The following is a 21908-nucleotide window of genomic DNA, read 5'->3' as shown; positions in this document are numbered from 1 at the left end:
CTCAGGCATCTCCCTTGGCCAGGTCGTCGAGTTTCATCTGCAGGGCGCCAACGGCGGCGTCTTCCGGCAGAGCTGCCTTGGCCTTTTCGTAGGCGACGCGGGCGTCGTCATTGCGCTTGAGCTGCAGCAGCAGGTCGCCACGCAGTTCCTCGCGAGTCGCAACGTAGGCCTTGTCGACGTTGCCGTCGAGCAGCTTCAGACCGTCTTCGGCCTTGCCCTGGGCAGCCAGAACACGGGCCAGGCGCTGACGGGCCAGTTCACCGAGAGTGGCATCCACCGGCTTGTCGACCACGGCCTTGAGCTCAAGGACAGCGTCATCCAGCTTGCCGCTGTCCACCGCGACCTTGGCAACGAACAGGCGGCCGTACTGGGCGTACGGAGTGCCGGCGTATTCGCTGGTGAGCTTGTTGGCCAGCTCGGCGACCTTGGCTGTGTCGGGCTTGCCGGTCGGATTCAGCGCGGTTTCCAGCAGGGCCTGATAAATGATGGAAGCGCCCTGGGACTGGTTGGTCTGGTACTTTTTCCAGGCCTGCCAGCCGAACACCACGATCAGCGCCAGAGCGGCGCCGGTCAGCAGGGGCATGCCGTTACGCTGCCACCAGTCCTTGATGTCAGCGATCTGTTCTTCTTCGGTACGGTTACTCACCCCAATACTCCTATCCGCTCGATTCAGGCCTGCTTGAGGCAGGCAGCCAGGTGCTCGGGCAGAGCATCCCAGGCGATATTCTGTTGTTCGCCCTCGCCACGCAGGGGCTTGAAACCTACCACGCGGTTGGCCAGTTCGTCGTCACCCAGAATCATTGCGAACTGTGCACCGCTCTTGTCGGCCTTCTTGAACTGGCTCTTGAAGCTGCCAGCACCAGCGTTGACCAGCAGGCGAATGCCCGGAATGGCCGCGCGCAGTTTTTCCGCCAGGGTCAGCGCGGCCAGTTCAGCCGGCTCACCGAAGGCACACACATAGAGATCAGCCGGGCGATTCAGCTCGGCCGGGACCACGCCCAGGGTTTCCAGCAGCAGCACCAGGCGCTCCACGCCCATGGCGAAGCCCACACCCGGAGTCGGCTTGCCGCCGAACTGGCTGACCAGGCCGTCGTAGCGGCCGCCGCCACACACGGTGCCTTGGGCACCGAGCTTGTCGGTCACCCACTCGAACGCGGTACGGCAGTAGTAATCCAGGCCGCGCACCAGCTTCTGGTTGATTTCGTAGCGCAGGCCGACCGCATCCAGGCGAGCCTTGAGGCCCTCGAAGTGGGCGATCGACTCTTCATCCAGGTAGTCATGCAGGCTCGGCGCGCCGACCAGCAGTGCCTGGGTGCTTTCCACCTTGCTGTCGAGGATACGCAGCGGATTGGTGGTCATGCGACGCTGGCTGTCTTCGTCGAGCTGGTCGAAGCGGTCCTGCAGGTAAGCCACCAGGTCGTCGCGATAGCGCGCACGCGCCTCACTGGACCCCAGGGTGTTCAGCTGCAGGGTCACGGCGTCGGCCATGCCCAGCTTCTGCCACAGGCGCCAGGTCAGGATGATCAGCTCGGCGTCGATGTCCGGGCCGGGCAGGTTGAAGACTTCCACGCCGATCTGGTGGAACTGGCGGTAGCGGCCTTTCTGCGGCTTTTCGTAGCGGAACATCGGGCCGGTGTACCAGAGTTTCTGCACCTGGCCGCCGCCCGACAGACCGTGCTCGAGCACCGCGCGCACGCAGCCCGCAGTGCCTTCCGGACGCATGGTCAGGGATTCGCCGTTGCGGTCGAGGAAGGTGTACATCTCCTTGTCGACCACGTCGGTGCCTTCACCGATGCCGCGCGCAAAGAGCTCGGTGAACTCGAGGATCGGCAGGCGGATCTCGCTGTAGCCGTAGCTGTCCAGCAAGCCGGCGAAAGTGCGCTCCAGATAGCGCCAGGCCGGTGTCTGTTCCGGCAGGATGTCGTTCATGCCACGGATGGCTTGCAGGGACTTGCTCACTTAGGATCCTTGTTGCGGTCAGCCGCGCACGATGAGTGCGGCGTCGGCCTCGGCCTTCTCGGCCGCTTTTTCTCGGATCAGCCGTTCCAGCTCATCCACCAGGTTATCGTTCTGCAGTTTCTGCGCCGGCTTGCCGTCGATGTAGATCAGGTTCGGCGTGCCGCCGGTGAGGCCGATGTGAGCCTCCTTGGCCTCGCCCGGGCCGTTGACCACGCAACCGATCACGGCGACGTCCAGCGGCACCAGCAGGTCTTCCAGGCGACCCTCCAGCTCGTTCATGGTCTTCACCACATCGAAGTTCTGCCGCGAGCAACTCGGGCAGGCGATGAAGTTGATGCCACGGGAGCGCAGGCGCAGCGACTTGAGGATGTCGAAGCCGACCTTGATCTCTTCCACCGGGTCGGCGGCCAGGGAAATGCGGATGGTGTCGCCGATGCCTTCGGCGAGCAGCATGCCCAGGCCGACAGCCGACTTCACGGTGCCCGAACGCAGGCCACCGGCTTCGGTGATACCCAGGTGCAGGGGTTGCTCGATCTCTTTGGCCAGCAACCGGTAGGCGGCGACGGCCATGAATACGTCGGAGGCCTTCACGCTGACCTTGAAGTTCTGGAAGTCCAGGCGGTCGAGATGATCGACGTGGCGCATGGCCGATTCCAGCAGCGCCTCGGGGGTGGGCTCGCCGTATTTCTTCTGCAGGTCCTTCTCCAAGGAGCCTGCGTTGACGCCGATGCGGATCGGGATATTGCGCTCGCGAGCGGCATCCACCACGGCCTTCACGCGGTCCTCGCGACCGATGTTGCCAGGGTTGATGCGCAGGCAGTCGACACCCAGCTCGGCCACGCGCAGAGCGATCTTGTAGTCGAAGTGGATATCGGCCACCAGCGGGACTTTCACCTGCTGCTTGATCTTGCCGAACGCTTCGGCAGCGTCCATGTCCGGCACGGAGACGCGAACGATATCGGCGCCTGCGTCTTCCAGGCGGCGGATCTGGCCAACAGTGGCGGCCACATCCAGGGTATCGGTGTTGGTCATGCTCTGCACGGCGATGGGGGCATCCCCACCCACCGGCACGTTACCTACCCAGATCTTGCGGGACAGGCGACGTTTGATCGGAGACTCGCAATGCATCTTACTGTCCACCCAACTTCAGGCGTGCGGTGCCACCGCGCGCCGGCGTGACTTCGACCGGCTGGCCGTTGTAGCTGACCTGAGCGCCCTGGGCAAAGCCCAGGCGCAGCTGCGCCGGCGCCTTGGCAGCGACTTCCAGCGAATCGCCCTTGCGCTTGAGACCCTCGAACAGGACCTTGCCATCGGCATCGGTCACCTGGGTCCAGCAATCGGCGATGAATTGAATCTTGACCACGCCCTGGCCGGCGGCGGCAACCACCGGTGCGGCGGGCGCCTCGGCAGCCGGCGCGGGGGCAAGCGAAGCAGCCGGGCTGGTCGGTGCGACAGGCGGCTGGGCCGGTACTGCCGGAGCCTGGGCCGGGACAGCTTCAGCCGCAGCCGGAGCGCCGGGAGTAACTGGCGCTGCAGCGACCGGCGGAGCGGCTTCGGCCGGCGCCTCGGCGCTGCCGTTATCCCCGACAGGCTCGGACGGAACCGGTGGAGTATTCGCCTGGTCCTCGGCGACAGCCTGGTCCTCCGGCTCGTCGAGGGTATGAATCTCGGTGGTGCCGTCGGCGCTCTCGACCTCGACGTGCTCCATGTTCAGGCTGCCGGTCTCGGCCGGACGCGCGGAGCGTTCCTGCCACCAGAAGTAGCCAAAGCCGATCAGCACGGCCAGCAGGACCAGGCTGAACAGGCGCAACAGGTTGCGCGACAGGCGTACCGGCTCGACCACACGACCGAGGGCCTGGACATTGCTGCCAGAGGCATCGGTGCCGGTGTACTGGTCGAAGGCAGTGACCATTTGAGCCTGGTCCATGCCCAACAGCTTGGCGTAGGCGCGGATATAACCACGGGCGAAGGTGTGCCCCGGCAACTGCTCGAAGGAACCCTGCTCCAGCTGACGCAGCGCGTTCTCGGTCAGGTTCAGTTGGCCGGCGACCTGAGCAGTGCTCCAACCCTTGCTTTCACGCGCCTGGCGCAGTGTTTCGCCAGGATTGGTGCGGGTCGTGCCGATGACATCGGACTGCGACGTATTCATCATTTATCCGCCTGGTATGCCTGGTATTCGGGAGATGCGGGATACAGGCGCTTGAGTTGCAGCCCGTAGCTGGCAGCGGTATCCCGGTCGTCGAAGATCTTTGCCAGTCGAACCCCCAGCAGCAGGCTGCGCGCGGTTTGCGGGCCCCGCTTGAGGTATTCCTCGTAATAACCGCGGGAGGGAACGAACTCGCGGTCCTGGTAGCTCAAGTCAGCCAACTCGATCAGAGCACCCGTCGAATTGCGATTCAGGCGCACGGCCTTCTCGAAGAACTCCTTGGCCTGGGCCCGATTGTTGAGCTTCAAGCTGACCAGTCCGAGGTTCTCGAAAACGCGCGAACGCTCCGAATAAAGGCCGTCTTCGGTGGCCTTCATGTAGGTGTCGTAGGCTTCCTGGTAGCGCTTCTGCTCGAACAGGAAGCCCGCATAGTTGTTCAGGATGCGCGCATCACCCGAGCGCGAGGACAGCGCCTTGCGAAACTCGCTCTCGGCGAGCTTGGGCTCTTTCTCGACCTGATAGACCACAGCCAGGGTTGCATGGGCATCGGCGCTGGAGGAATCGATGTCCAGAGCCTGGCGCAGCGGCACCTTGGCCTGCTCGGTGTTGCCCATCTGCAGGTAGCCAATACCGAGCTGGATGTAGGCGTCACGCGCCTCATCGCGACCCTTCTCGGTTTTCAGAGGATCCTGTTTACCACTCGTCACGCAACCCGTCAGCACGGTTGCCAACAGTAAACACAGCGCGGCGCGCAGGGTCATCGGAATCCTCCCTCGTTCAGTTTCGATTGGTGGTGGAGTTGGCCTGCTCGGCCTCGGCTGCCAGCTCGCGCACGGCAATATAGCGTTCGCTGCGGCGAGTGCGGTCCATCACCTGGCCTACCAGCTGACCACAGGCGGCGTCGATATCCTCGCCACGAGTGGTGCGAACGGTCACGTTGAAGCCGCCTTTGTGCAGCATGTCCTGGAAACGGCGGATCGCATTGTTGCTCGGCCGCTCGTAGCCGGAGTGCGGGAACGGATTAAACGGAATCAGGTTGATCTTGCAAGGGAAATCCTTGAGCAATGCGACCAGTTGCTCAGCATGCTCGGGCTGGTCGTTCACATTGGCCAGCAGGGTGTACTCGACGGTCAGCACGCGTTCCTTGCCCAGACGCGTGATGTAGCGGTAGCAGGCGTCGAGCAGCATCTCCAGCGGGTACTTCTTGTTGATCGGCACCAGCTTGTTGCGCAGTTCGTCATTGGGCGCATGCAGCGACAACGCCAGGGACACGTCGGTCACTTCGGCGAGCTTGTCGATCATCGGCACCACGCCAGAGGTGGACAGGGTCACCTTGCGCTTGGAAATACCGTAGCCGAGGTCTTCCATCATGATGCTCATCGAGCTCACGACATTGTCGAAGTTCAGCAGCGGCTCGCCCATGCCCATCATCACCACGTTGGTAATGGCACGGTCGATCTTCGCCGGGATGGTCCCGAACGATTTGTTGGCGATCCACACCTGGCCGATGATCTCGGCGGAGGTCAGGTCGCTGTTGAAGCCTTGCTTGCCGGTGGAGCAGAAACTGCAGTCCAGCGCGCAACCGGCCTGGGACGACACGCACAGGGTGCCGCGGCCGCCCTGCGGGATGTACACGGTCTCGACGCAACTGCCCGAGGCGACGCGCACGACCCACTTGCGGGTACCGTCAGTGGAAATATCCTGGCTGACGATTTCCGGACCCCGAATTTCGGCAACGGCCTTGAGCTTTTCGCGCAAGGCCTTGCCGACGTTCGTCATGGCGTCGAAATCCTCGGCGCCAAAGTGGTGAATCCATTGCATCACCTGGCCGGCGCGGAAGCGCTTTTCACCGATGGACTCGAAGAATTCCTCGAGCTGGGGCTTGGTCATGCCCAGCAGGTTGGCCTTTACAGCGGTATCAGTCATGGATTCACCCTCGCTCATTCGCCGTTATCAGCGAATGCGCTCGCACACCTCGGTGCTTGCGAAGAAGTAAGCGATTTCGCGAGCAGCGGAAGCTTCCGAGTCGGAACCGTGTACGGCGTTCTCGTCGATGGAAACGGCGAAGTCGGCGCGGATGGTGCCGGCGTCGGCTTTCTTCGGATCGGTGGCGCCCATCAGCTCACGGTTGCGCAGGATGGCGTCTTCGCCTTCCAGAACCTGAACGACGACCGGGCCGGAAGTCATGAAGGAAACCAGATCCTTGAAGAAGGGGCGCTCTTTGTGCTCGGCGTAGAAGCCGCCAGCTTCGCGCTCGGACAGCTGAACCATCTTGGAAGCGACGACGCGCAGGCCGGCTTTCTCGAAGCGGGTCAGGATTTCGCCGATGACGTTCTTGGAAACGGCGTCGGGCTTGATGATGGAGAAGGTACGTTGCAGGGCCATGGAAATAACTCCGAAAAGCAAGGTTGGTAATGCCAAGAAGCCCCTGGCGTGGCCAGGAGCTCCTGCGATTCTAGGGTTTGCCGCACGCTGCGCCCGATGGGCGGCAGCCGCGAAACCGGCCCGACTGCGACAGGGCCGGCGGCTGGAAAATCCCCTCGGGGAAATTTTCGACAGCTCACCTAAAGATAAAACCCGCGAATTATACGCGGGTTCATGACAAATGGGTACGCGGCTCTAGTGAGCCGCGCCCTCAGTCGGCTTCTTCGATCCAGGCGGCCTGGATGGCTTCCAGGACCTTCTCCCCGCCACGGGAAGGATCGTCACTGAACTCCGGCAATGCCAGCACCCAACGGTGCAGATCGACGAAATTCACATAGCGCGGATCGACATCCGGCTTGGTCTCGGTCAGCTGGATGGCGATTTCGAGCACATCAACCCATTTCAGACTCATGTCGACGCTCCGCCTCAGTGACCTTCGGACACCTGGTTGATGGTGTATTTCGGAATTTCCACCACCAGGTCCGTTTCGCCCACTACCGCCTGGCAGGACAGGCGCGAATCCGCCTCCAGACCCCAGGCCTTGTCGAGCATGTCGTCTTCCAGCTCGTCGGAGCCCTCCATCGAGTTGAAGCCTTCACGCACGATCACGTGACAGGTGGTACAGGCGCAGGACATCTCGCAGGCGTGTTCGATCTCGATGCCGTTACGCAGCGCCGCCTTCATGATGGTTTCGCCCGGCTGGGCTTCGATCACCGCGCCTTCCGGGCAGTGTTCGGCGTTGGGCAGAAATACGATCTGCGGCATCTTCGCTTATTCCTCGAGTTCGTTGAGCCGGCGACCGGCCAGTGCGGCTTTGACCGTGGCATCCATACGGCGCGCGGCAAAGGCGTCGGTCAGCTGGGACAAACGCTTGATCTGTTGTTCGATGGCAACGGTATCGCTACCTGTGGCCAGCTCGCGCAGGGAGTCCATGCCGGCGTCGATGACCAGACGCTCGTCGGCGTCCAGCAGGCGCTCGCCATCCACGTCCAGCGCGGACTGTACCGCCTCCAGCAGGCGCTGGGCCTCGACCTGCTGCTCGCGCAGAGCGCGGGCAGCCAGGTCATCACCCGCATACTGGAAGGAATCCTGCAGCATACGGGCGATCTCGCCATCGGTCAGGCCGTAGGACGGCTTGACCTGAATGCTCGCCTCGACACCCGAGGACAACTCGCGAGCGGAAACGCCCAGCAAGCCGTCGGCGTCGACCTGGAAGCTGACGCGGATCTTCGCCGCGCCCGCCACCATCGGCGGAATGCCACGCAGCTCGAAGCGCGCCAGGGACCGACAGTCCTTGACCAGCTCTCGCTCGCCTTGCAGCACGTGAATCATCATGGCCGTCTGGCCATCTTTGTACGTGGTGAACTCCTGGGCGCGAGCCACCGGGATAGTGGTGTTGCGCGGAATCACCTTCTCCATCAGCCCGCCCATGGTTTCCAGGCCGAGCGACAGGGGGATGACATCCAGCAGCAGAAGCTCTTCGCCACGCTTGTTGCCAGCCAGGGCATCAGCCTGGATGGCGGCGCCGATGGCGACCACCTGGTCCGGGTCGATATCGGTCAGCGGCTCGCGACCGAACAGCTCACCAACCAGCTCGCGCACTCGCGGCACACGGGTGGAACCCCCCACCATGACCACGGCGCTGACCTCTTCCAGCTCGACACCAGAGTCACGCACGGCGCGGCGGCAGGACTTGAGGCTGCGCTGAATCAGCGCGTCGATCAGCGACTCCAGCTGAGCGCGGGTCAGCTCGCCCGACCAGGCGTCGTAGGCCACGACAACGCTGGCGCTATGGGTCAGCGCTTCCTTGGCCGCGCAGGCAGTCTGCAGCAGGCGGCGCTGTGCGCCCGGATCGAGGTCCGCCGAGATACCGGCCTGCTCGATGACCCAGCCAGCGATGGCATGATCGAAATCGTCGCCACCCAGGGCAGTATCGCCGCCGGTGGCCAGCACCTCGAAGACACCACGAGTCAGGCGCAGGATGGAAATGTCGAAAGTACCACCACCCAGGTCATAGATGGCGACCACGCCCTCGGCATTCTTGTCCAGACCGTAGGCCACGGCGGCAGCGGTCGGCTCATTGAGCAGGCGCAGTACGTGCAGGCCGGCCAGACGCGCAGCGTCCTTGGTGGCCTGCCGCTGAGCATCGTCGAAATAGGCGGGAACGGTGATCACCGCACCAACCAGCTCGCCACCCAGAGTAGATTCGGCGCGCTGGCGCAGAACGCGGAGAATTTCAGCCGAGACTTCCACGGGGCTCTTGGCGCCCTGGACGGTCTCGATGAAGGGCATGTGCGATTCGCCCTGGGTGAAGCGGTACGGCAGTTGGCCGCCCAGTTGCTTCACATCTTCCAGGCCGCGCCCCATGAAGCGCTTGACCGAGATAATGGAGTTCAGCGGATCCTGCGAGGCAGTGACGCGAACACTCTCGCCCACTTCGATGCGGTCGGCGAGATAACGCACCGCCGAGGGCAGAATCACTTCGCCGCGCTCATCAGGCAACGGCGCGGCGACGCCGCTGCGCACGGCAGCGACCAGGGAATTCGTGGTGCCCAGATCAATCCCCACCGCCAGGCGACGCTGGTGTGGCTGGGGGGTCTGGCCGGGCTCGGCGATCTGCAGTAGGGCCATGCGGTTTCTAATCAGGCTATCGGGCGCGGCACGGGCCGCGCGGATTAATCGTCGAGTCGCTCTTCCAGCTGCCGCACTTCCTGCGCCAGCTTGTCGAGGAACTGCATGCGCCGTACCAGGCGTTCGGCCAGGTCACGACGGGCGGCATCATCCCAGCAGTCGGCGAAATCGGCCTCCAACTGCTGCTGGGCGGACTTCAGCTGACGCTTGAATTGCGCCACGCCATCGAGATCGGCACTGTCCTGCAGGTCTTCGAGGTCCTCGCGCAACTGCATCTGCTGCAGGAGAAACTCCGGATCCTGCACCGTGGCTTCCAGCGGCAGCGCGTCACCGCGCAGCGCCAGCAAGTACAGGGCACGGCGCGGAACGCTCTTCAGCGTCTGGTAGGCATCGTTGAGCTCGGCGGCCTTCGATTGCGCCAAGCGCTGCTCGCGTTCGGAGGCATCGGCGAACCGGTCCGGATGGACAGTACGCACCAGCTCGCGGTAGCGGCTGCCGAGGACCTCCAGATCGATCCGGAAGCCCGGCTGCAAGTCGAACAGCGCGAAGTGACAGGGACTACCCACACCCGACCTCAGACGTTGAAGCTTTCGCCGCAGCCACACTCACCGCGCACGTTCGGGTTGTTGAACTTGAAGCCCTCATTGAGGCCTTCCTTGGTGAAGTCCAACTCGGTGCCATCGAGGTAAACCAGGCTTTTCGGGTCGATGATGACCTTCACGCCATGGCTCTCGAAAACCTGGTCTTCGGCTGCCAGCTCGTCAACGAACTCCAGCACGTAAGCCAGACCGGAACACCCGGTGGTGCGCACGCCAAGACGAATGCCCTCACCCTTGCCGCGCCCCTCAAGGGAACGACGGACATGGTTGGCGGCGGATTCGGTCATGCTGATGGCCATGGGAACTCCTTACTCAACGAATCGCTTCAGAGCAGACCTTTCTTCTGCTTGTAGTCGCGCACGGCCGCCTTGATGGCGTCCTCGGCGAGCACCGAGCAGTGGATCTTCACCGGCGGCAGGGCCAGTTCTTCAGCGATGGTGGTGTTCTTGATCGACTCGGCTTCGTCCAGGGTCTTGCCCTTCATCCACTCGGTGGCGAGGGAGCTGGAGGCGATAGCCGATCCGCAGCCATAGGTCTTGAACTTGGCATCTTCGATGACGCCCTGCTCGTTGACCTTGATCTGCAGGCGCATCACGTCGCCGCAGGCTGGAGCACCGACCATGCCGGTGCCGACATCCGGGTCTTCGGCATTGAGCTTGCCGACGTTGCGCGGGTTTTCGTAGTGGTCGATGACCTTGTCACTGTAAGCCATGGCTAATCCTCACTTCTATGGGGCGGGTCAGTGGGCCTGCCATTCGACCTTGGACAGGTCGACACCCTCTTTGAACATATCCCACAGCGGCGAGAGTTCACGCAGCTTGGAAACGGCTTCCACCACCTTCTTGGCGGCGTAGTCGACCTCTTCTTCAGTGGTGAAGCGGCCGAAGCTGAAACGGATGGAGCTGTGCGCCAGTTCGTCGTTGCGACCCAGGGCGCGGAGCACGTAGGACGGCTCCAGCGAGGCCGAGGTGCAGGCGGAACCGGACGAAACGGCGAGGTCCTTGAGCGACATCATCAGCGACTCGCCCTCGACGTAGTTGAAGCTGACGTTGAGGATGTTCGGCGCGTAGGAAGTCGGGCTGCCATTGAGGTACAGCTCTTCCAGGTCCTGCACCTGATCGAAGAAGCGCTTGCGCAGGCCTTCGATACGGGCCATTTCCTGGTGCATTTCTTCCTTGGCGATGCGGAAGGCTTCGCCCATGCCGACGATCTGGTGAGTCGCCAGGGTGCCCGAACGCATGCCGCGCTCGTGGCCGCCACCGTGCATCTGGGCTTCCAGGCGCACGCGCGGCTTGCGGCGCACGTACAGTGCGCCCATGCCTTTGGGGCCGTAGACCTTGTGGGCGGAGAAGGACATCAGGTCGACCTTGAGTTTCTCCAGGTCGATGTCCACCTTGCCGGCGGACTGGGCAGCGTCGACGTGCAGCAGGATGCCGCGCGAGCGGGTGAGCTCACCGATGGCAGCGATGTCGTTGATGCTGCCGACTTCGTTGTTCACATGCATGACCGAGACCAGGATGGTGTCGTCACGCAGGGCGGCCTCGACCATCGCCGGGGTGATGATGCCCTCGGGAGTCGGCTCCAGGTAGGTCACTTCGAAACCTTCGCGCTCCAACTGGCGGCAGGTATCCAGGACCGCCTTGTGCTCGATCTTCGAGGTGATGATGTGCTTGCCCTTGGTCGCATAGAAATGCGCGACGCCCTTGACGGCAAGGTTGTCGGACTCGGTGGCACCGGAAGTCCAGACAATCTCGCGGGGGTCGGCATTGACCAGCTCGGCGACCTGGCGACGGGCATTCTCAGCCGCTTCCTCGGCCTTCCAGCCGAAGAGGTGGGAGCGCGAGGCCGGGTTGCCGAAGTTGCCGTCAACCAGCAGGCAGTCGGCCATTTTCTGAGCGACACGCGGATCCACCGGGGTGGTGGCGGAATAGTCGAGGTAAATCGGCAATCTCATCAGGTAACTCCTACAGGCGGGCGTTCGCTCAATCGATGGCGGACGCTTCAATCTTGTCGAGGCGCAGTGGCTTGCTGCCCGAGCAGCGACGCTCGTCCTGGCGCTGGGCGACCTCTTGAACTTCGCGGCGCTCGACCAGGTCGGCCAGGCTGATGCCGCTGAGGAACTCGTGAATCTGCTGACTGAGGTCGCACCACAGGTGGTGGGTCAGGCAGGTATCGCCGGAGTGGCAGTCGCCCTGACCCTGGCAGCGGGTGGCGTCGACCGACTCGTTGACCGCATCGATCACCTGGGCGACGTGGATGCCGGTCATGTCGCGGGACAGCTGGTAGCCGCCACCGGGACCACGCACGCTGATCACCAGGTTGCCACGGCGCAACTTGGCGAACAGCTGTTCCAGATAGGACAGGGAGATACCCTGGCGCTCGGAGATATCGGCGAGAGAAACCGGACCACGCTGGGCGTGCAACGCCAGATCGAGCATGGCGGTGACGGCATAGCGGCCTTTGGTGGTCAATCGCATGGGAAATTCCGGAAGAATCGCTGGTATGGGGAAAAGTATGCTCTTTTCCGACTATTTAAGTCAACTATAAGACCTATTACTTTAGTCGGATTTAACCAGCGAGCGGCGCCGTATTCTAGCAGCAATGCAAGGGCTGGCGCATCACTGCGCCGACTTGCTGCTCTCCTCGTCCTTCACCCCGGCGAAGTCCTCTTCCCGCAGAATCGGAAGATCTTTCGCACAATAGTCGCTACCCAGAGCCGTCAGAGCTTTGCACACACCCTCCAAACGACCATCGACCGCCTGCAGGTGGTCGAGCAACTGGCCGATGGCGCGCGCCACCGGGTCGGGCATGTCCTGGCTGACGCCGTAGGCATCGAAGCCGAGCTTTTCCGCCATGGCCTGACGCTTGGCCGCCTGATCGGCATCATCCTTGATGATGATGCGCCCCGGGATACCCACGACGGTCGCGCCCGGCGGCACTTCTTTGGTCACCACCGCGTTGGAACCGACCTTGGCGCCAGCACCGACAGTGAACGGACCGAGCACCTTGGCGCCCGCCCCTACCACGACACCGTCAGCCAGGGTCGGGTGACGCTTGCCCTTGTTCCAACTGGTGCCGCCCAGGGTCACGCCCTGATAGAGGGTCACGTCGTCGCCGATCTCGGCGGTCTCGCCGATGACGATGCCCAGGCCGTGGTCGATAAAGAAGCGGCGACCGATCTTCGCGCCCGGATGGATCTCGATGCCGGTCATCCAGCGACCGAAGTTCGACACCATGCGCGCCAGCCACTTCCAGCCGGACGCCCACAGGCCATGGGCCAGGCGATGCAGCCAGACGGCGTGCAGACCCGGATAGCAGGTCAGCACCTCGAAGGCGTTGCGCGCCGCCGGGTCACGATGAAATACGCTCTGGATATCTTCGCGTACACGCTCAAACATCTTCATCACTCCGCTTGGAAAGCTCCCCACGGGCAGCCTTCTGTGTCTCGGTGAGGATACCCCGCAGGATATTCATCTCCAGCTTGCTGACACCGCTGCGGCCGTACAGGCGGCGCAGGCGCGACATCAAGTGGCGCGGCTTCTGCGGGTCGAGGAACTGGATATCCACCAGGGTCGATTCCAGGTGCGCATAGAAGCGCTCCAGCTCATCCGACGTCACCGGGACGCTGTTGAGCATCGCCGTGGACTCGACTTTCTCGTGCTTGGTCGGCTGCCCCTGAACGGCCAGCCAGGCCATGCGCACCTCGTAGACCAGCACCTGCACCGCCGTCGCCAGGTTCAGCGAGCTGAAGTCAGGATTGGACGGGATGTGCACATGGAACTGACATCGCTGCAGCTCTTCGTTGGTCAGGCCGGCGTATTCGCGGCCAAACACCAGCGCAACCTCGCCACCCTGCTGGACATGCTCAACACTGGTGGCGCCGCACTCACGCGGATCGAGCAGCGGCCAGGGGATGCGGCGATCACGCGCGCTGGTGCCGAGCACCAGACTGCAACCCGCCAAGGCATCCTCCAGAGTGGGCACGACCACGGCCGAATCGAGAATGTCATCAGCGCCGGAAGCGCGCGCACGCGCCTCACCGCTGGGGAAATCCATCGGATCGACCAGGACCAGTCGCGAAAGGCCCATGTTCTTCATCGCACGGGCCGTACCGCCGATATTGCCGGGATGACTGGTGTTGACCAGCACCACGCGAATTCTGTCGAGCAACGCCTGCGACCCCACACAAAAGCGAAAAAAGGGAGGGAATCCTACCGCAGCGGTGGGGCTTGCGCCACGCAGGCGACAGGCCGCTCTATGAACGCCGTGGCTTTCTGCTAGAATGTCCGGCTTTCTTTAACGACCCAGGTGACCTCTCCATGCAGCCTATGCTGAATATCGCCCTGCGCGCCGCTCGCAGCGCCGGTGAACTGATCTTCCGCTCCATCGAACGCCTGGATACCCTGTCGGTCAACGAGAAAGAAGCCAACGACTACGTCACCGAAGTCGATCGCGCTGCCGAGCTCTCCATCGTCACCGCCCTGCGCAAGGCCTACCCGAACCACGGGATCATGGGCGAAGAAGGCGGTGTACTCGAAGGCAGCGGCGAAGGCGCCGACTACCTGTGGATCATCGATCCGCTGGACGGCACCACCAACTTCATCCACGGCGTTCCGCACTACGCCGTCAGCATCGCCTGCAAATACCGCGGCCGTCTCGAACACGCCGTGGTCCTCGACCCGATCCGCCAGGAAGAATTCACCGCCAGCCGTGGTCGTGGCGCCGCGCTGAACGGCCGCCGCCTGCGCGTCAGCAACCGCAAGAGCCTGGAAGGCGCACTGCTGGGTACCGGCTTCCCGTTCCGCGAAAGCCAGATGGACAACCTGGACGCCTACCTGGGCATGTTCCGCAGCCTGGTCGGCCAGACCGCCGGCATCCGCCGCGCCGGCGCCGCCAGCCTGGACCTGGCCTACGTCGCCGCCGGCCGTTACGACGCCTTCTGGGAGTTCGGCCTGTCCGAATGGGACATGGCCGCTGGCGCCCTGCTGATCCAGGAAGCGGGCGGCCTGGTGAGCGATTTCACCGGCGGTCACGAGTTCCTCGAGAAGGGCCAGATCGTTGCCGGCAACACCAAGTGCTTCAAGGCCCTGCTGACCAGCATCCAGCCGCACCTGCCGCCGTCGCTCAAGCGCTGAGCCTGAGCCACGAGAAAAAGCCCGGCAATGCCGGGCTTTTTTGTGCCCGCGAGAACGCGCGACCTATAGGGGCTGGCTTGCTCGCTAAGCTTTTCATTCCAGCGACGATGCTGGGCGGTTCGCGAGCAAGCTCGCCCCTACAAACAGCGGAAAAGAAAAAGGCGCCCATCGGGCGCCCTTTTCATTCCACACCTGGCGACTGCTTATTGCTGACCCAGGACCAGTCGACCGCTCTTGTCGACCGGAATCTGCGAGCCCGGATCGCGGTCCATGCGGACCTGGCCGGGCTTGCCGTCGAGCAGGTACTTCACGTCGTAACCCACGACTTTCTCGCTGGTGTCATTGACGGTGCTGCAACGAGTTTCGGTGGTGGTGTAGGTGTCACGCTCCTGCATGCCCTCCTGCACCTTGTTACCGGCGTAGCCGCCGCCGATCGCGCCAGCTACGGTGGCAATCTTCTTGCCGTTGCCGCCACCGATCTGGTTGCCCAGCAGGCCACCGGCAATGGCGCCAATCGCCGTACCGGCAATCTGGTGCTGGTCCTTCACCGGACGCTGGTGGGTCACCGCCACGTCCTTGCAGACCTGGCGCGGATTCTTGATGGTTTCCTTGACCGGCTGAACGGCGAGCACCTCGGCATATTGCGGCGCACGGTCCACCAGACTGTAGGTAGCCACAGCACCACCGGCAGTCACGCCTACAGCGCCCAGCACGGTACCGATTAGCAACGACTTGTTCATAAAGTTCTCCTGGTCTTTCTTCTCATTCGGGCATTGCCCTTTACCTTGCCTTGGAGCGATCCAATTATAAGAAAGTTCCAGCCGACTCGTGACACAGCGCCGACAAACGAAAACTCCCGCCGAAGCGGGAGTTTTCTGCCAAAGGCCGGAAGCGCTCTATTACGGGCGCTCGTCGGCTTCCTTGCTCGGCGGAGGAATCAGGTCCTCGCTGGACAGGTTCAGCCAGATCAGCACCACGTTGGCGATATAGATCGACGAATAGGTACCCGCCATCACGCCGACGAACAGGGCGATGGAGAAACCGAACAGGTTGTCGCCGCCGAAGAACAGCAGCGCGGCAATAGCCAACAGCGTCGACACCGAAGTGGCGATGGTCCGCAGCAGGGTCTGGCTGGTCGAAATGTTGATGTTGTCGATCAGGCTGGCCTTGCGCAGCACTCGGAAGTTTTCGCGCACCCGGTCGAAGATCACGATGGTGTCGTTCAGCGAGTAGCCCACCACCGCCAGCACCGCGGCAAGCACGGTCAGGTCGAAGGTGATCTGGAAGAACGACAGCACGCCCATCACGATAATGGCATCGTGGATCAGCGAGAGGATCGCACCCAGGGCAAACTTCCACTGGAAGCGGAAGCCCACGTACAGCAGGATGCCACCCAGCGCCAGGAGCATGCCGAGGCCACCCTGGTCGCGAAGCTCTTCACCCACTTGCGGGCCGACATACTCGACACCATTCACCTTGGCCGGGTTGGAAGCATCGGCCTTCTGCAGTGCAGTGGCGACCTTCTTGCCCAGTTCAGGGTCTTCGCTGGGCATACGCACCAGCACGTCCTTGGTATCGCCGAAGCTCTGTACCACGGCCTCGCTGTAGCCAGCGGCAACCAGTTGTTCACGCACCTTGGAGAGGTCGGCAGGCTGCTCGTAGGTCAGCTTGATCGACGTACCGCCGGTGAAGTCCAGGCCAAAGTTGATGCCCTTGAAGACCCAGCTGCCGAGGGCGATCAGGGTCAGGATCAGGGTCGCGGCGAACGCAATGTTGCGCACGCCCATGAAGTTGATAGTACCGATCTTGATATTCATCTCTGCCCCCTTAGATCCACAGCTTCTTGAAGTCGCGGCCGCCGTAGATCAGGTTGACCATTGCGCGGGTGACCAGGATGGCGGTGAACATCGAGGTGAGAATACCGAGGGACATGGTCACGGCGAAGCCCTTCACCGGGCCGGTACCCATGGCGTAGAGGATGCCGCCGACCAGCAGCGAGGTCAGGTTGGCGTCGATGATCGCGGTGAAGGCGCGGTTGAAACCTTCATGGATCGCTCGCTGCACCGACATGCCTGACGCCAGCTCCTCGCGTATCCGCGAGAAGATCAGCACGTTGGCGTCCACCGCCATGCCCATGGTCAGCACGATACCCGCGATACCCGGCAGGGTCAGGGTCGCACCGAGGATCGACATCAGCGCCACCAGCATGACCATGTTGAAGGCCAGGGCGACGGTGGCGATCACGCCGAAGAAGCGGTAGATGACAATGATGAACAGGGAGACGAAGACCATGCCCCAAAGGGAGGCGTCGATACCCTTGGCGATGTTGTCCGCACCCAGGCTCGGGCCGATGGTGCGTTCTTCGGCGAAGTACATCGGCGCGGCCAGGCCACCGGCGCGCAGCAGCAGGGCCAGCTCCGAGGACTCGCCCGGAGCGTCCAGGCCGGTGATGCGGAACTGGTTGCCCAGCGGCGACTGGATGGTCGCCAGGCTGATGATCTGCTTCTCTTCCTTGAACGCCGGAACAGCCACTTCCTGCTCGACGCCGTCGACAACCTGCTTGGTATAGCGGGTGATCGGCTTCTGCTCGATGAACACCACAGCCATGCTGCGGCCGACGTTGTTGCGGGTCGCGCGGTTCATCAGCTCGCCGCCGTGGCCATCCAGACGGATGTTCACCTGCTGGCGACCGTTCTCGTCAAAGCTTGCGCTGGCATCGGTGACCTGGTCACCGGTGATGATCACACCACGCTCCAGGGTCGCCGGCGGACGGCGCGGCTCGCGGAAGTCGAAGGTTTCGGTGGAGGACTTGATCGCATCCGGCTCAGCGGCCAGGCGGAACTCCAGGTTGGCGGTCTTGCCGAGGATACGCTTGGCTTCGGCGGTGTCCTGCACGCCCGGCAGCTCGACCACGATGCGGTTGGCGCCCTGGCGCTGTACCAGCGGCTCGGACACGCCCAGCTCGTTCACGCGGTTGCGGACGGTGGTGAGGTTCTGCTTGATCGAGTATTCGCGGATTTCAGCCAGTTTGGTGGCGGTCATGGCCAGGCGCAGGACCTGCATGCCATTGCGCTCACTCTGGGTAGCCTCGAAATCGCGGAAATCCTTGGCGATGATCGCCTTGGCCTTGTCCAGGTCGGCTTCTTCGCTGAAGCCCAGCTGGATACCGCCATCCTGTACGGGCAGGCTGCGGTAGCGCACGCGCTCTTTACGCAGGGCGCTCTTGACCTCGTTCTCGTACACCTTCATGCGGGCGTCGACGGCCTTGTCCATGTCCACTTCCAGCAGGAAGTGCACACCACCGGACAGATCGAGACCCAGCTTCATCGGGTGGGCGGCGATGTTGCGCAGCCAGTTCGGCGTGGTCTGAGCCAGGTTCAGGGCGACTACGTAATCGTCACCCAGCGCACGGCGGACGATGTCCTTGGCGGGCAACTGGTCTTCCTGCTTGACCAGGCGGATCAGACCGCTGTTCTTGCCGAGGGAGCTCGCCTTGACGGCGATGCCCGCATCGGTCAGCGCCTTGCCGGCCTTGTCCACGTCGGCCTGGGAAATCTGTAGCGCGGTGCTCGCGCCACTGATCTGGACGGCCGGATCGTCAGGATAGAGGTTGGGTGCGGAGTAGATGAAACCGACGGCCAGGACCGCCAGGATCAGCAGATACTTCCACAGGGGATACTTGTTGAGCATGACACCGCCCGTTATGACGCGGGGCGCATCTTGCGCCCCGTCGGTTGGGTTTCTAAGTGGAGGATCAGATCGCCTTCAGGGTGCCTTTCGGCAGGGTGGCGGCGATGGCGGCCTTCTGGAACTTCAGCTCGACGTTGTCGGAAACCTCGACGACGACGAAGTCATCGGCAACCTTGGTGACCTTGCCGGCGATACCGGCGGAAGTGACGACTTCATCGCCCTTCTGCAGGCCGGACAGCAGGTTCTTGTGCTCTTTGGAGCGCTTGGCCTGGGGACGCCAGATCATCAGGTAGAAGATGACCAGGAAACCAACCAGGAAAATCCACTCGAAGCCGGTGCCGGCAGGGCCTGCAGCAGCGGCGGGAGCTGCGGCGTCAGCGTAGGCAGCGGGAATCAGAAAACTCATTGGAAACTCCTGTCTCAAAGCTTTTTCGATGAATAAGGTCAGTCCGCCAGCGGCGGCACGGGAAGGCCGCGCTTGGCGTAGAAGGCGTCGACAAAGTTCGCCAATGTACCCTGTTGGATTGCCTCGCGCAAACCAGCCATAAGCCGCTGATAATGCCGCAAGTTGTGGATGGTATTGAGCATGCTGCCGAGCATTTCGCCGCACTTGTCCAGGTGGTAGAGGTAGGCGCGGGAGAAGTGCTTGCAGGTGTAGCAATCGCAGGTCGGGTCCAGCGGCGATTCGTCATGTTTGTGCACCGCGTTGCGGATCTTGATCACCCCGGTGTCAACGAAAAGGTGACCATTGCGCGCGTTGCGGGTAGGCATGACGCAGTCGAACATGTCGACGCCCCGGCGCACACCTTCCACGAGGTCCTCGGGTTTGCCCACACCCATCAGGTAACGAGGTTTGTCGGCCGGCATGTGCGGCGGCAGGAAGTCGAGCACGCGGATCATTTCTTCCTTGGGCTCGCCGACCGACAGGCCGCCGATGGCCAGGCCGTCGAAGCCGATTTCCTGCAAGCCTTCGAGTGAGCGCATGCGCAACTCTTCGTGCATGCCGCCCTGGACGATGCCGAACAGCGCCGACGGGCTGTCGCCGTGGGCGATTTTCGAGCGCTTGGCCCAGCGCAACGACAGCTCCATGGAGCGCTTGGCCACGTCGAACTCCGCCGGGTACGGGGTGCACTCGTCGAAGATCATCACGATGTCCGAGCCCAGCGCACGCTGGACGGCCATGGACTCTTCCGGGCCCATGAAGACCTTGGCGCCATCGACCGGCGAAGCAAAGTACACGCCCTCCTCCTTGATCTTGCGCAGCGCGCCCAGGCTGAACACCTGGAAGCCGCCCGAGTCGGTGAGGATCGGCCCCTTCCATTGCATGAAGTCATGCAGGTCGCCGTGCTTCTGGATCACCTCGGTGCCCGGGCGCAGCCACAGGTGGAAGGTGTTGCCGAGGATGATCTGCGCGCCGATGCCCTCGATGTCGTGCGGGAGCATGCCCTTCACGGTGCCGTAGGTGCCCACCGGCATGAACGTCGGGGTTTCCACCACGCCGCGGGGGAAGGTCAGGCGGCCGCGACGGGCCTTGCCCTCGGTGGCCAGCAGTTCGAATTTCATGAAGCTCATGGATCAGTCCTCGGGGCCGCGCGGAGCCGGGTTGCGGGTGATGAACATGGCATCGCCGTAGCTGAAGAAGCGATAGCCCTGCTCCACCGCCGCTGCATAGGCGGCCATGGTCTCCGGGTAGCCAGCGAAGGCAGAGACCAGCATCAGCAGGGTGGATTCCGGCAGGTGGAAATTGGTCACCAGGGCGTCGACCACATGGAACGGCCGCCCGGGGAAAATGAAGATATCGGTGTCGCCGCTGAACGGCTTGAGCACGCCATCGCGGGCGGCGCTTTCCAGCGAACGCACGCTGGTGGTGCCCACGGCAACCACGCGACCACCGCGGGCCTTGCAGGCGGCCACGGCGTCGACCACATCCTGGCTGACTTCCAGCCATTCGTTGTGCATGTGGTGGTCTTCGATGCGCTCCACGCGTACTGGCTGGAAGGTACCGGCGCCAACGTGCAGGGTGACAAAGGCGGTGTCCACGCCCTTGCCGCGGATCGACTCCAGCAGCGCCTCATCGAAGTGCAGGCCGGCGGTCGGGGCGGCAACGGCGCCCGCGCGCTCGGCATAGACAGTCTGGTAGCGCTCGCGGTCGGCATCTTCATCCGGACGGTCTATATAGGGCGGCAGCGGCATGTGGCCGACGCGATCCAACAGCGGCAGCACTTCCTCGCTAAAGCCCAGCTCGAACAGCGCATCGTGGCGCTGCAGCATCTGGGCCTCGCCACCGCCGTCGATAAGGATCTTCGAACCCGGCTTGGGCGATTTGCTGGAGCGCACGTGGGCCAGCACGCGATGGCTGTCCAGCACGCGCTCCACGAGGATTTCCAGCTTGCCGCCAGAGGCCTTCTGGCCGAACAGGCGAGCAGGAATTACCCGGGTGTTGTTGAACACCATCAGGTCACCCGGCTTGAGGAAGCCGAGAATGTCGGTGAATTGCCGGTGGCTGAGCTCGCCGCTCGGTCCGTCCAGCACCAGCAGACGGCTGGAGCGGCGTTCCGCGAGCGGATGGCGGGCGATCAGCGCCTCGGGCAGGTCGAAATGAAAGTCAGCGACGCGCATGAAGGGAGCTATCTCGAAGGGGCGAACATCTTACTGGAATTGCCCATTTCTGACCATTCGCACCGATTGACCGACGCAGAGCGTCTCCCTATACTGCCGCGCCATTGCCTCGGTGGCGGAATGGTAGACGCGGCGGATTCAAAATCCGTTTCTGGCGACAGAGTGAGAGTTCGAGTCTCTCCCGGGGCACCAAATAAAACCCGTAAGACATTGTTCTTACGGGTTTTTTCTTTTCTGATGGCGTAATTTTGGCGTAATGCGCATACGGCCATTTGCATCTATATCTGTTATTGTCTTGTTGAAACCTGACCCATATATTCCTCAGGTTTTCGGTGCAATGCCGTATTGCTGGGTTGATCCAGCCGTATAGAAGGAACGTCATGGCCATCTTTACCGTCATCTCTGATCTTGATCCGAGCGACTCGCGCCTAGCCAATGCGATCAAGAGAAGCCCGCCTGAAGTGCTGCAATGGTATGAGCTTCCTCGCGGAGAGTTCCTCGTTAGCTACAAGGGCACTTCGGTTGAGCTCAGCAATTACCTGGGAATTTCCGAAGGTCAGAACGGCTCAGGCATCGTTATCGCGGTTGCGTCATATTGGGGAAGAGCAAGCACTGATACATGGGAGTGGATCAAAACACATTGGGAGGGGCAGTGATGGGAGGGCGTGATCAAGGCCACCGCCCCAGCACGACTAGCACGCCTAG

The 21908-nt window shown here is 62.8% G+C and carries 25 protein-coding genes and 1 tRNA gene; 3 read left to right on the top strand and 23 right to left on the bottom strand.

What is annotated here, in order from left to right; all coding sequences use genetic code 11:
* Position 1 precedes the first annotated feature (1 nt).
* The 17 genes from CTR55_RS00640 to trmJ form a co-directional block, all read right to left on the bottom strand.
* The gene (locus CTR55_RS00640; protein WP_296283604.1) at positions 2 to 646 is read right to left on the bottom strand and encodes a tetratricopeptide repeat protein; all 645 of its coding nucleotides are present in this window, start codon (positions 644 to 646) and stop codon (positions 2 to 4) included.
* Positions 647 to 669: 23 nt separating this feature from the next.
* Positions 670 to 1959, bottom strand: coding sequence for a histidine--tRNA ligase (gene hisS, locus CTR55_RS00635; RefSeq protein WP_296283602.1), 1290 nt, complete (start codon positions 1957 to 1959; stop codon positions 670 to 672).
* Positions 1960 to 1977: 18 nt separating this feature from the next.
* Entirely contained in the window at positions 1978 to 3087 is a 1110-nt protein-coding gene (ispG, locus tag CTR55_RS00630; RefSeq protein ID WP_296283601.1) for a flavodoxin-dependent (E)-4-hydroxy-3-methylbut-2-enyl-diphosphate synthase, read from the bottom strand.
* A 1-nt stretch (position 3088) separates the two neighbouring features.
* Complete coding sequence (locus CTR55_RS00625; RefSeq protein WP_296283600.1) at positions 3089 to 4111, bottom strand: RodZ family helix-turn-helix domain-containing protein; 1023 nt, start codon at positions 4109 to 4111, stop codon at positions 3089 to 3091.
* Positions 4108 to 4866, bottom strand: a complete 759-nt coding sequence (gene pilW, locus CTR55_RS00620) for a type IV pilus biogenesis/stability protein PilW (RefSeq protein ID WP_296283598.1) — start codon at positions 4864 to 4866, stop codon at positions 4108 to 4110. The genes CTR55_RS00625 and pilW overlap by 4 nt, the downstream gene beginning before the upstream one ends.
* Positions 4867 to 4882: 16 nt before the next feature.
* Complete coding sequence (gene rlmN / locus CTR55_RS00615) at positions 4883 to 6031, bottom strand: 23S rRNA (adenine(2503)-C(2))-methyltransferase RlmN (RefSeq protein ID WP_296283596.1); 1149 nt, start codon at positions 6029 to 6031, stop codon at positions 4883 to 4885.
* Positions 6032 to 6058: 27 nt separating this feature from the next.
* The gene (gene ndk, locus CTR55_RS00610) at positions 6059 to 6490 is read right to left on the bottom strand and encodes a nucleoside-diphosphate kinase (protein WP_296283595.1); all 432 of its coding nucleotides are present in this window, start codon (positions 6488 to 6490) and stop codon (positions 6059 to 6061) included.
* Positions 6491 to 6740: 250 nt separating this feature from the next.
* Positions 6741 to 6941, bottom strand: a complete 201-nt coding sequence (iscX, locus tag CTR55_RS00605; RefSeq protein WP_296283592.1) for a Fe-S cluster assembly protein IscX — start codon at positions 6939 to 6941, stop codon at positions 6741 to 6743.
* Positions 6942 to 6955: 14 nt separating this feature from the next.
* On the bottom strand, positions 6956 to 7294 hold the full coding sequence (gene fdx, locus CTR55_RS00600) for an ISC system 2Fe-2S type ferredoxin (protein ID WP_296283591.1): 339 nt from the start codon (positions 7292 to 7294) through the stop codon (positions 6956 to 6958).
* 6 nt (positions 7295 to 7300) lie between these two features.
* Positions 7301 to 9160, bottom strand: coding sequence for a Fe-S protein assembly chaperone HscA (gene hscA / locus CTR55_RS00595; protein WP_296283589.1), 1860 nt, complete (start codon positions 9158 to 9160; stop codon positions 7301 to 7303).
* A gap of 44 nt (positions 9161 to 9204) precedes the next feature.
* Entirely contained in the window at positions 9205 to 9726 is a 522-nt protein-coding gene (hscB, locus tag CTR55_RS00590) for a co-chaperone HscB (protein ID WP_296283587.1), read from the bottom strand.
* Positions 9727 to 9734: 8 nt separating this feature from the next.
* Positions 9735 to 10058 carry an iron-sulfur cluster assembly protein IscA gene (gene iscA / locus CTR55_RS00585; protein ID WP_017522292.1) on the bottom strand — a complete coding sequence of 108 codons (324 nt, stop codon included), beginning with the start codon at positions 10056 to 10058 and terminating at the stop codon, positions 9735 to 9737.
* 26 nt (positions 10059 to 10084) lie between these two features.
* A complete protein-coding gene (gene iscU, locus CTR55_RS00580; RefSeq protein WP_015478505.1) occupies positions 10085 to 10471 on the bottom strand; it encodes a Fe-S cluster assembly scaffold IscU in 387 nt (128 codons plus the stop codon).
* A gap of 27 nt (positions 10472 to 10498) precedes the next feature.
* A complete protein-coding gene (locus CTR55_RS00575) occupies positions 10499 to 11713 on the bottom strand; it encodes an IscS subfamily cysteine desulfurase (protein ID WP_081515981.1) in 1215 nt (404 codons plus the stop codon).
* A gap of 28 nt (positions 11714 to 11741) precedes the next feature.
* Positions 11742 to 12236, bottom strand: coding sequence for a Fe-S cluster assembly transcriptional regulator IscR (gene iscR / locus CTR55_RS00570; RefSeq protein WP_296283581.1), 495 nt, complete (start codon positions 12234 to 12236; stop codon positions 11742 to 11744).
* 141 nt (positions 12237 to 12377) lie between these two features.
* Positions 12378 to 13157 (bottom strand): serine O-acetyltransferase, encoded by a 780-nt coding sequence (gene cysE / locus CTR55_RS00565; RefSeq protein WP_296283578.1) that lies wholly within the window; start codon positions 13155 to 13157, stop codon positions 12378 to 12380.
* On the bottom strand, positions 13150 to 13929 hold the full coding sequence (gene trmJ, locus CTR55_RS00560) for a tRNA (cytosine(32)/uridine(32)-2'-O)-methyltransferase TrmJ (protein WP_296283577.1): 780 nt from the start codon (positions 13927 to 13929) through the stop codon (positions 13150 to 13152). Before trmJ ends, cysE begins: the two co-directional genes overlap by 8 nt.
* A 149-nt stretch (positions 13930 to 14078) precedes the next feature.
* Between trmJ and suhB the strand changes: the two genes are divergently transcribed.
* On the top strand, positions 14079 to 14894 hold the full coding sequence (suhB, locus tag CTR55_RS00555) for an inositol-phosphate phosphatase (protein ID WP_296283574.1): 816 nt from the start codon (positions 14079 to 14081) through the stop codon (positions 14892 to 14894).
* Between the two features lie 203 nt (positions 14895 to 15097).
* Here suhB and CTR55_RS00550 read toward each other — a convergent pair whose 3' ends face one another.
* From CTR55_RS00550 to queA, 6 genes are all read right to left on the bottom strand, one after another.
* Positions 15098 to 15634, bottom strand: a complete 537-nt coding sequence (locus CTR55_RS00550; RefSeq protein ID WP_296283573.1) for a glycine zipper 2TM domain-containing protein — start codon at positions 15632 to 15634, stop codon at positions 15098 to 15100.
* 159 nt (positions 15635 to 15793) lie between these two features.
* On the bottom strand, positions 15794 to 16711 hold the full coding sequence (gene secF, locus CTR55_RS00545) for a protein translocase subunit SecF (RefSeq protein ID WP_296283571.1): 918 nt from the start codon (positions 16709 to 16711) through the stop codon (positions 15794 to 15796).
* Between the two features lie 10 nt (positions 16712 to 16721).
* Complete coding sequence (gene secD, locus CTR55_RS00540; protein ID WP_296283569.1) at positions 16722 to 18584, bottom strand: protein translocase subunit SecD; 1863 nt, start codon at positions 18582 to 18584, stop codon at positions 16722 to 16724.
* A 64-nt stretch (positions 18585 to 18648) separates the two neighbouring features.
* Positions 18649 to 18990, bottom strand: coding sequence for a preprotein translocase subunit YajC (gene yajC / locus CTR55_RS00535; RefSeq protein WP_024762947.1), 342 nt, complete (start codon positions 18988 to 18990; stop codon positions 18649 to 18651).
* A gap of 38 nt (positions 18991 to 19028) precedes the next feature.
* Positions 19029 to 20147: a tRNA guanosine(34) transglycosylase Tgt gene (tgt, locus tag CTR55_RS00530; RefSeq protein ID WP_296283954.1), complete on the bottom strand. Its 1119-nt coding sequence runs from the start codon at positions 20145 to 20147 to the stop codon at positions 19029 to 19031.
* Between the two features lie 12 nt (positions 20148 to 20159).
* The gene (queA, locus tag CTR55_RS00525; protein WP_296283566.1) at positions 20160 to 21203 is read right to left on the bottom strand and encodes a tRNA preQ1(34) S-adenosylmethionine ribosyltransferase-isomerase QueA; all 1044 of its coding nucleotides are present in this window, start codon (positions 21201 to 21203) and stop codon (positions 20160 to 20162) included.
* 106 nt (positions 21204 to 21309) lie between these two features.
* Here queA and CTR55_RS00520 point away from each other — a divergent pair.
* Positions 21310 to 21395: transfer RNA gene (locus CTR55_RS00520), tRNA-Leu, on the top strand.
* Between the two features lie 188 nt (positions 21396 to 21583).
* Positions 21584 to 21859 (top strand): hypothetical protein, encoded by a 276-nt coding sequence (locus CTR55_RS00515; protein WP_296283564.1) that lies wholly within the window; start codon positions 21584 to 21586, stop codon positions 21857 to 21859.
* Positions 21860 to 21908 lie beyond the last annotated feature (49 nt).

The organism is Pseudomonas sp. (assembly GCF_002796985.1).
In the GTDB taxonomy this organism is placed as follows: Bacteria; Pseudomonadota; Gammaproteobacteria; order Pseudomonadales; family Pseudomonadaceae; genus Pseudomonas.
The sequence above is the reverse complement of the archived record's forward strand: the minus strand, read 5'-3'. Positions and strand labels throughout refer to the sequence as shown.

Excerpts from the sequence above, each read along its gene's own strand:
- secD (WP_296283569.1), bottom strand. The coding sequence starts at position 18,584 with ATGCTCAACAAGTATCCCCTGTGGAAGTATCTGCTGATCCTGGCGGTC.
- iscU (WP_015478505.1), bottom strand. The coding sequence starts at position 10,471 with ATGGCTTACAGTGACAAGGTCATCGACCACTACGAAAACCCGCGCAAC.
- tgt (WP_296283954.1), bottom strand. The coding sequence starts at position 20,147 with ATGAAATTCGAACTGCTGGCCACCGAGGGCAAGGCCCGTCGCGGCCGC.
- CTR55_RS00625 (WP_296283600.1), bottom strand. The coding sequence starts at position 4,111 with ATGATGAATACGTCGCAGTCCGATGTCATCGGCACGACCCGCACCAAT.
- ispG (WP_296283601.1), bottom strand. The coding sequence starts at position 3,087 with ATGCATTGCGAGTCTCCGATCAAACGTCGCCTGTCCCGCAAGATCTGG.
- pilW (WP_296283598.1), bottom strand. The coding sequence starts at position 4,866 with ATGACCCTGCGCGCCGCGCTGTGTTTACTGTTGGCAACCGTGCTGACG.
- CTR55_RS00515 (WP_296283564.1), top strand. The coding sequence starts at position 21,584 with ATGGCCATCTTTACCGTCATCTCTGATCTTGATCCGAGCGACTCGCGC.
- iscX (WP_296283592.1), bottom strand. The coding sequence starts at position 6,941 with ATGAGTCTGAAATGGGTTGATGTGCTCGAAATCGCCATCCAGCTGACC.
- suhB (WP_296283574.1), top strand. The coding sequence starts at position 14,079 with ATGCAGCCTATGCTGAATATCGCCCTGCGCGCCGCTCGCAGCGCCGGT.
- ndk (WP_296283595.1), bottom strand. The coding sequence starts at position 6,490 with ATGGCCCTGCAACGTACCTTCTCCATCATCAAGCCCGACGCCGTTTCC.
- rlmN (WP_296283596.1), bottom strand. The coding sequence starts at position 6,031 with ATGACTGATACCGCTGTAAAGGCCAACCTGCTGGGCATGACCAAGCCC.
- queA (WP_296283566.1), bottom strand. The coding sequence starts at position 21,203 with ATGCGCGTCGCTGACTTTCATTTCGACCTGCCCGAGGCGCTGATCGCC.
- yajC (WP_024762947.1), bottom strand. The coding sequence starts at position 18,990 with ATGAGTTTTCTGATTCCCGCTGCCTACGCTGACGCCGCAGCTCCCGCC.
- fdx (WP_296283591.1), bottom strand. The coding sequence starts at position 7,294 with ATGCCGCAGATCGTATTTCTGCCCAACGCCGAACACTGCCCGGAAGGC.
- hscA (WP_296283589.1), bottom strand. The coding sequence starts at position 9,160 with ATGGCCCTACTGCAGATCGCCGAGCCCGGCCAGACCCCCCAGCCACAC.
- secF (WP_296283571.1), bottom strand. The coding sequence starts at position 16,711 with ATGAATATCAAGATCGGTACTATCAACTTCATGGGCGTGCGCAACATT.
- CTR55_RS00575 (WP_081515981.1), bottom strand. The coding sequence starts at position 11,713 with ATGAGATTGCCGATTTACCTCGACTATTCCGCCACCACCCCGGTGGAT.
- iscR (WP_296283581.1), bottom strand. The coding sequence starts at position 12,236 with ATGCGATTGACCACCAAAGGCCGCTATGCCGTCACCGCCATGCTCGAT.
- iscA (WP_017522292.1), bottom strand. The coding sequence starts at position 10,058 with ATGGCCATCAGCATGACCGAATCCGCCGCCAACCATGTCCGTCGTTCC.
- CTR55_RS00550 (WP_296283573.1), bottom strand. The coding sequence starts at position 15,634 with ATGAACAAGTCGTTGCTAATCGGTACCGTGCTGGGCGCTGTAGGCGTG.
- cysE (WP_296283578.1), bottom strand. The coding sequence starts at position 13,157 with ATGTTTGAGCGTGTACGCGAAGATATCCAGAGCGTATTTCATCGTGAC.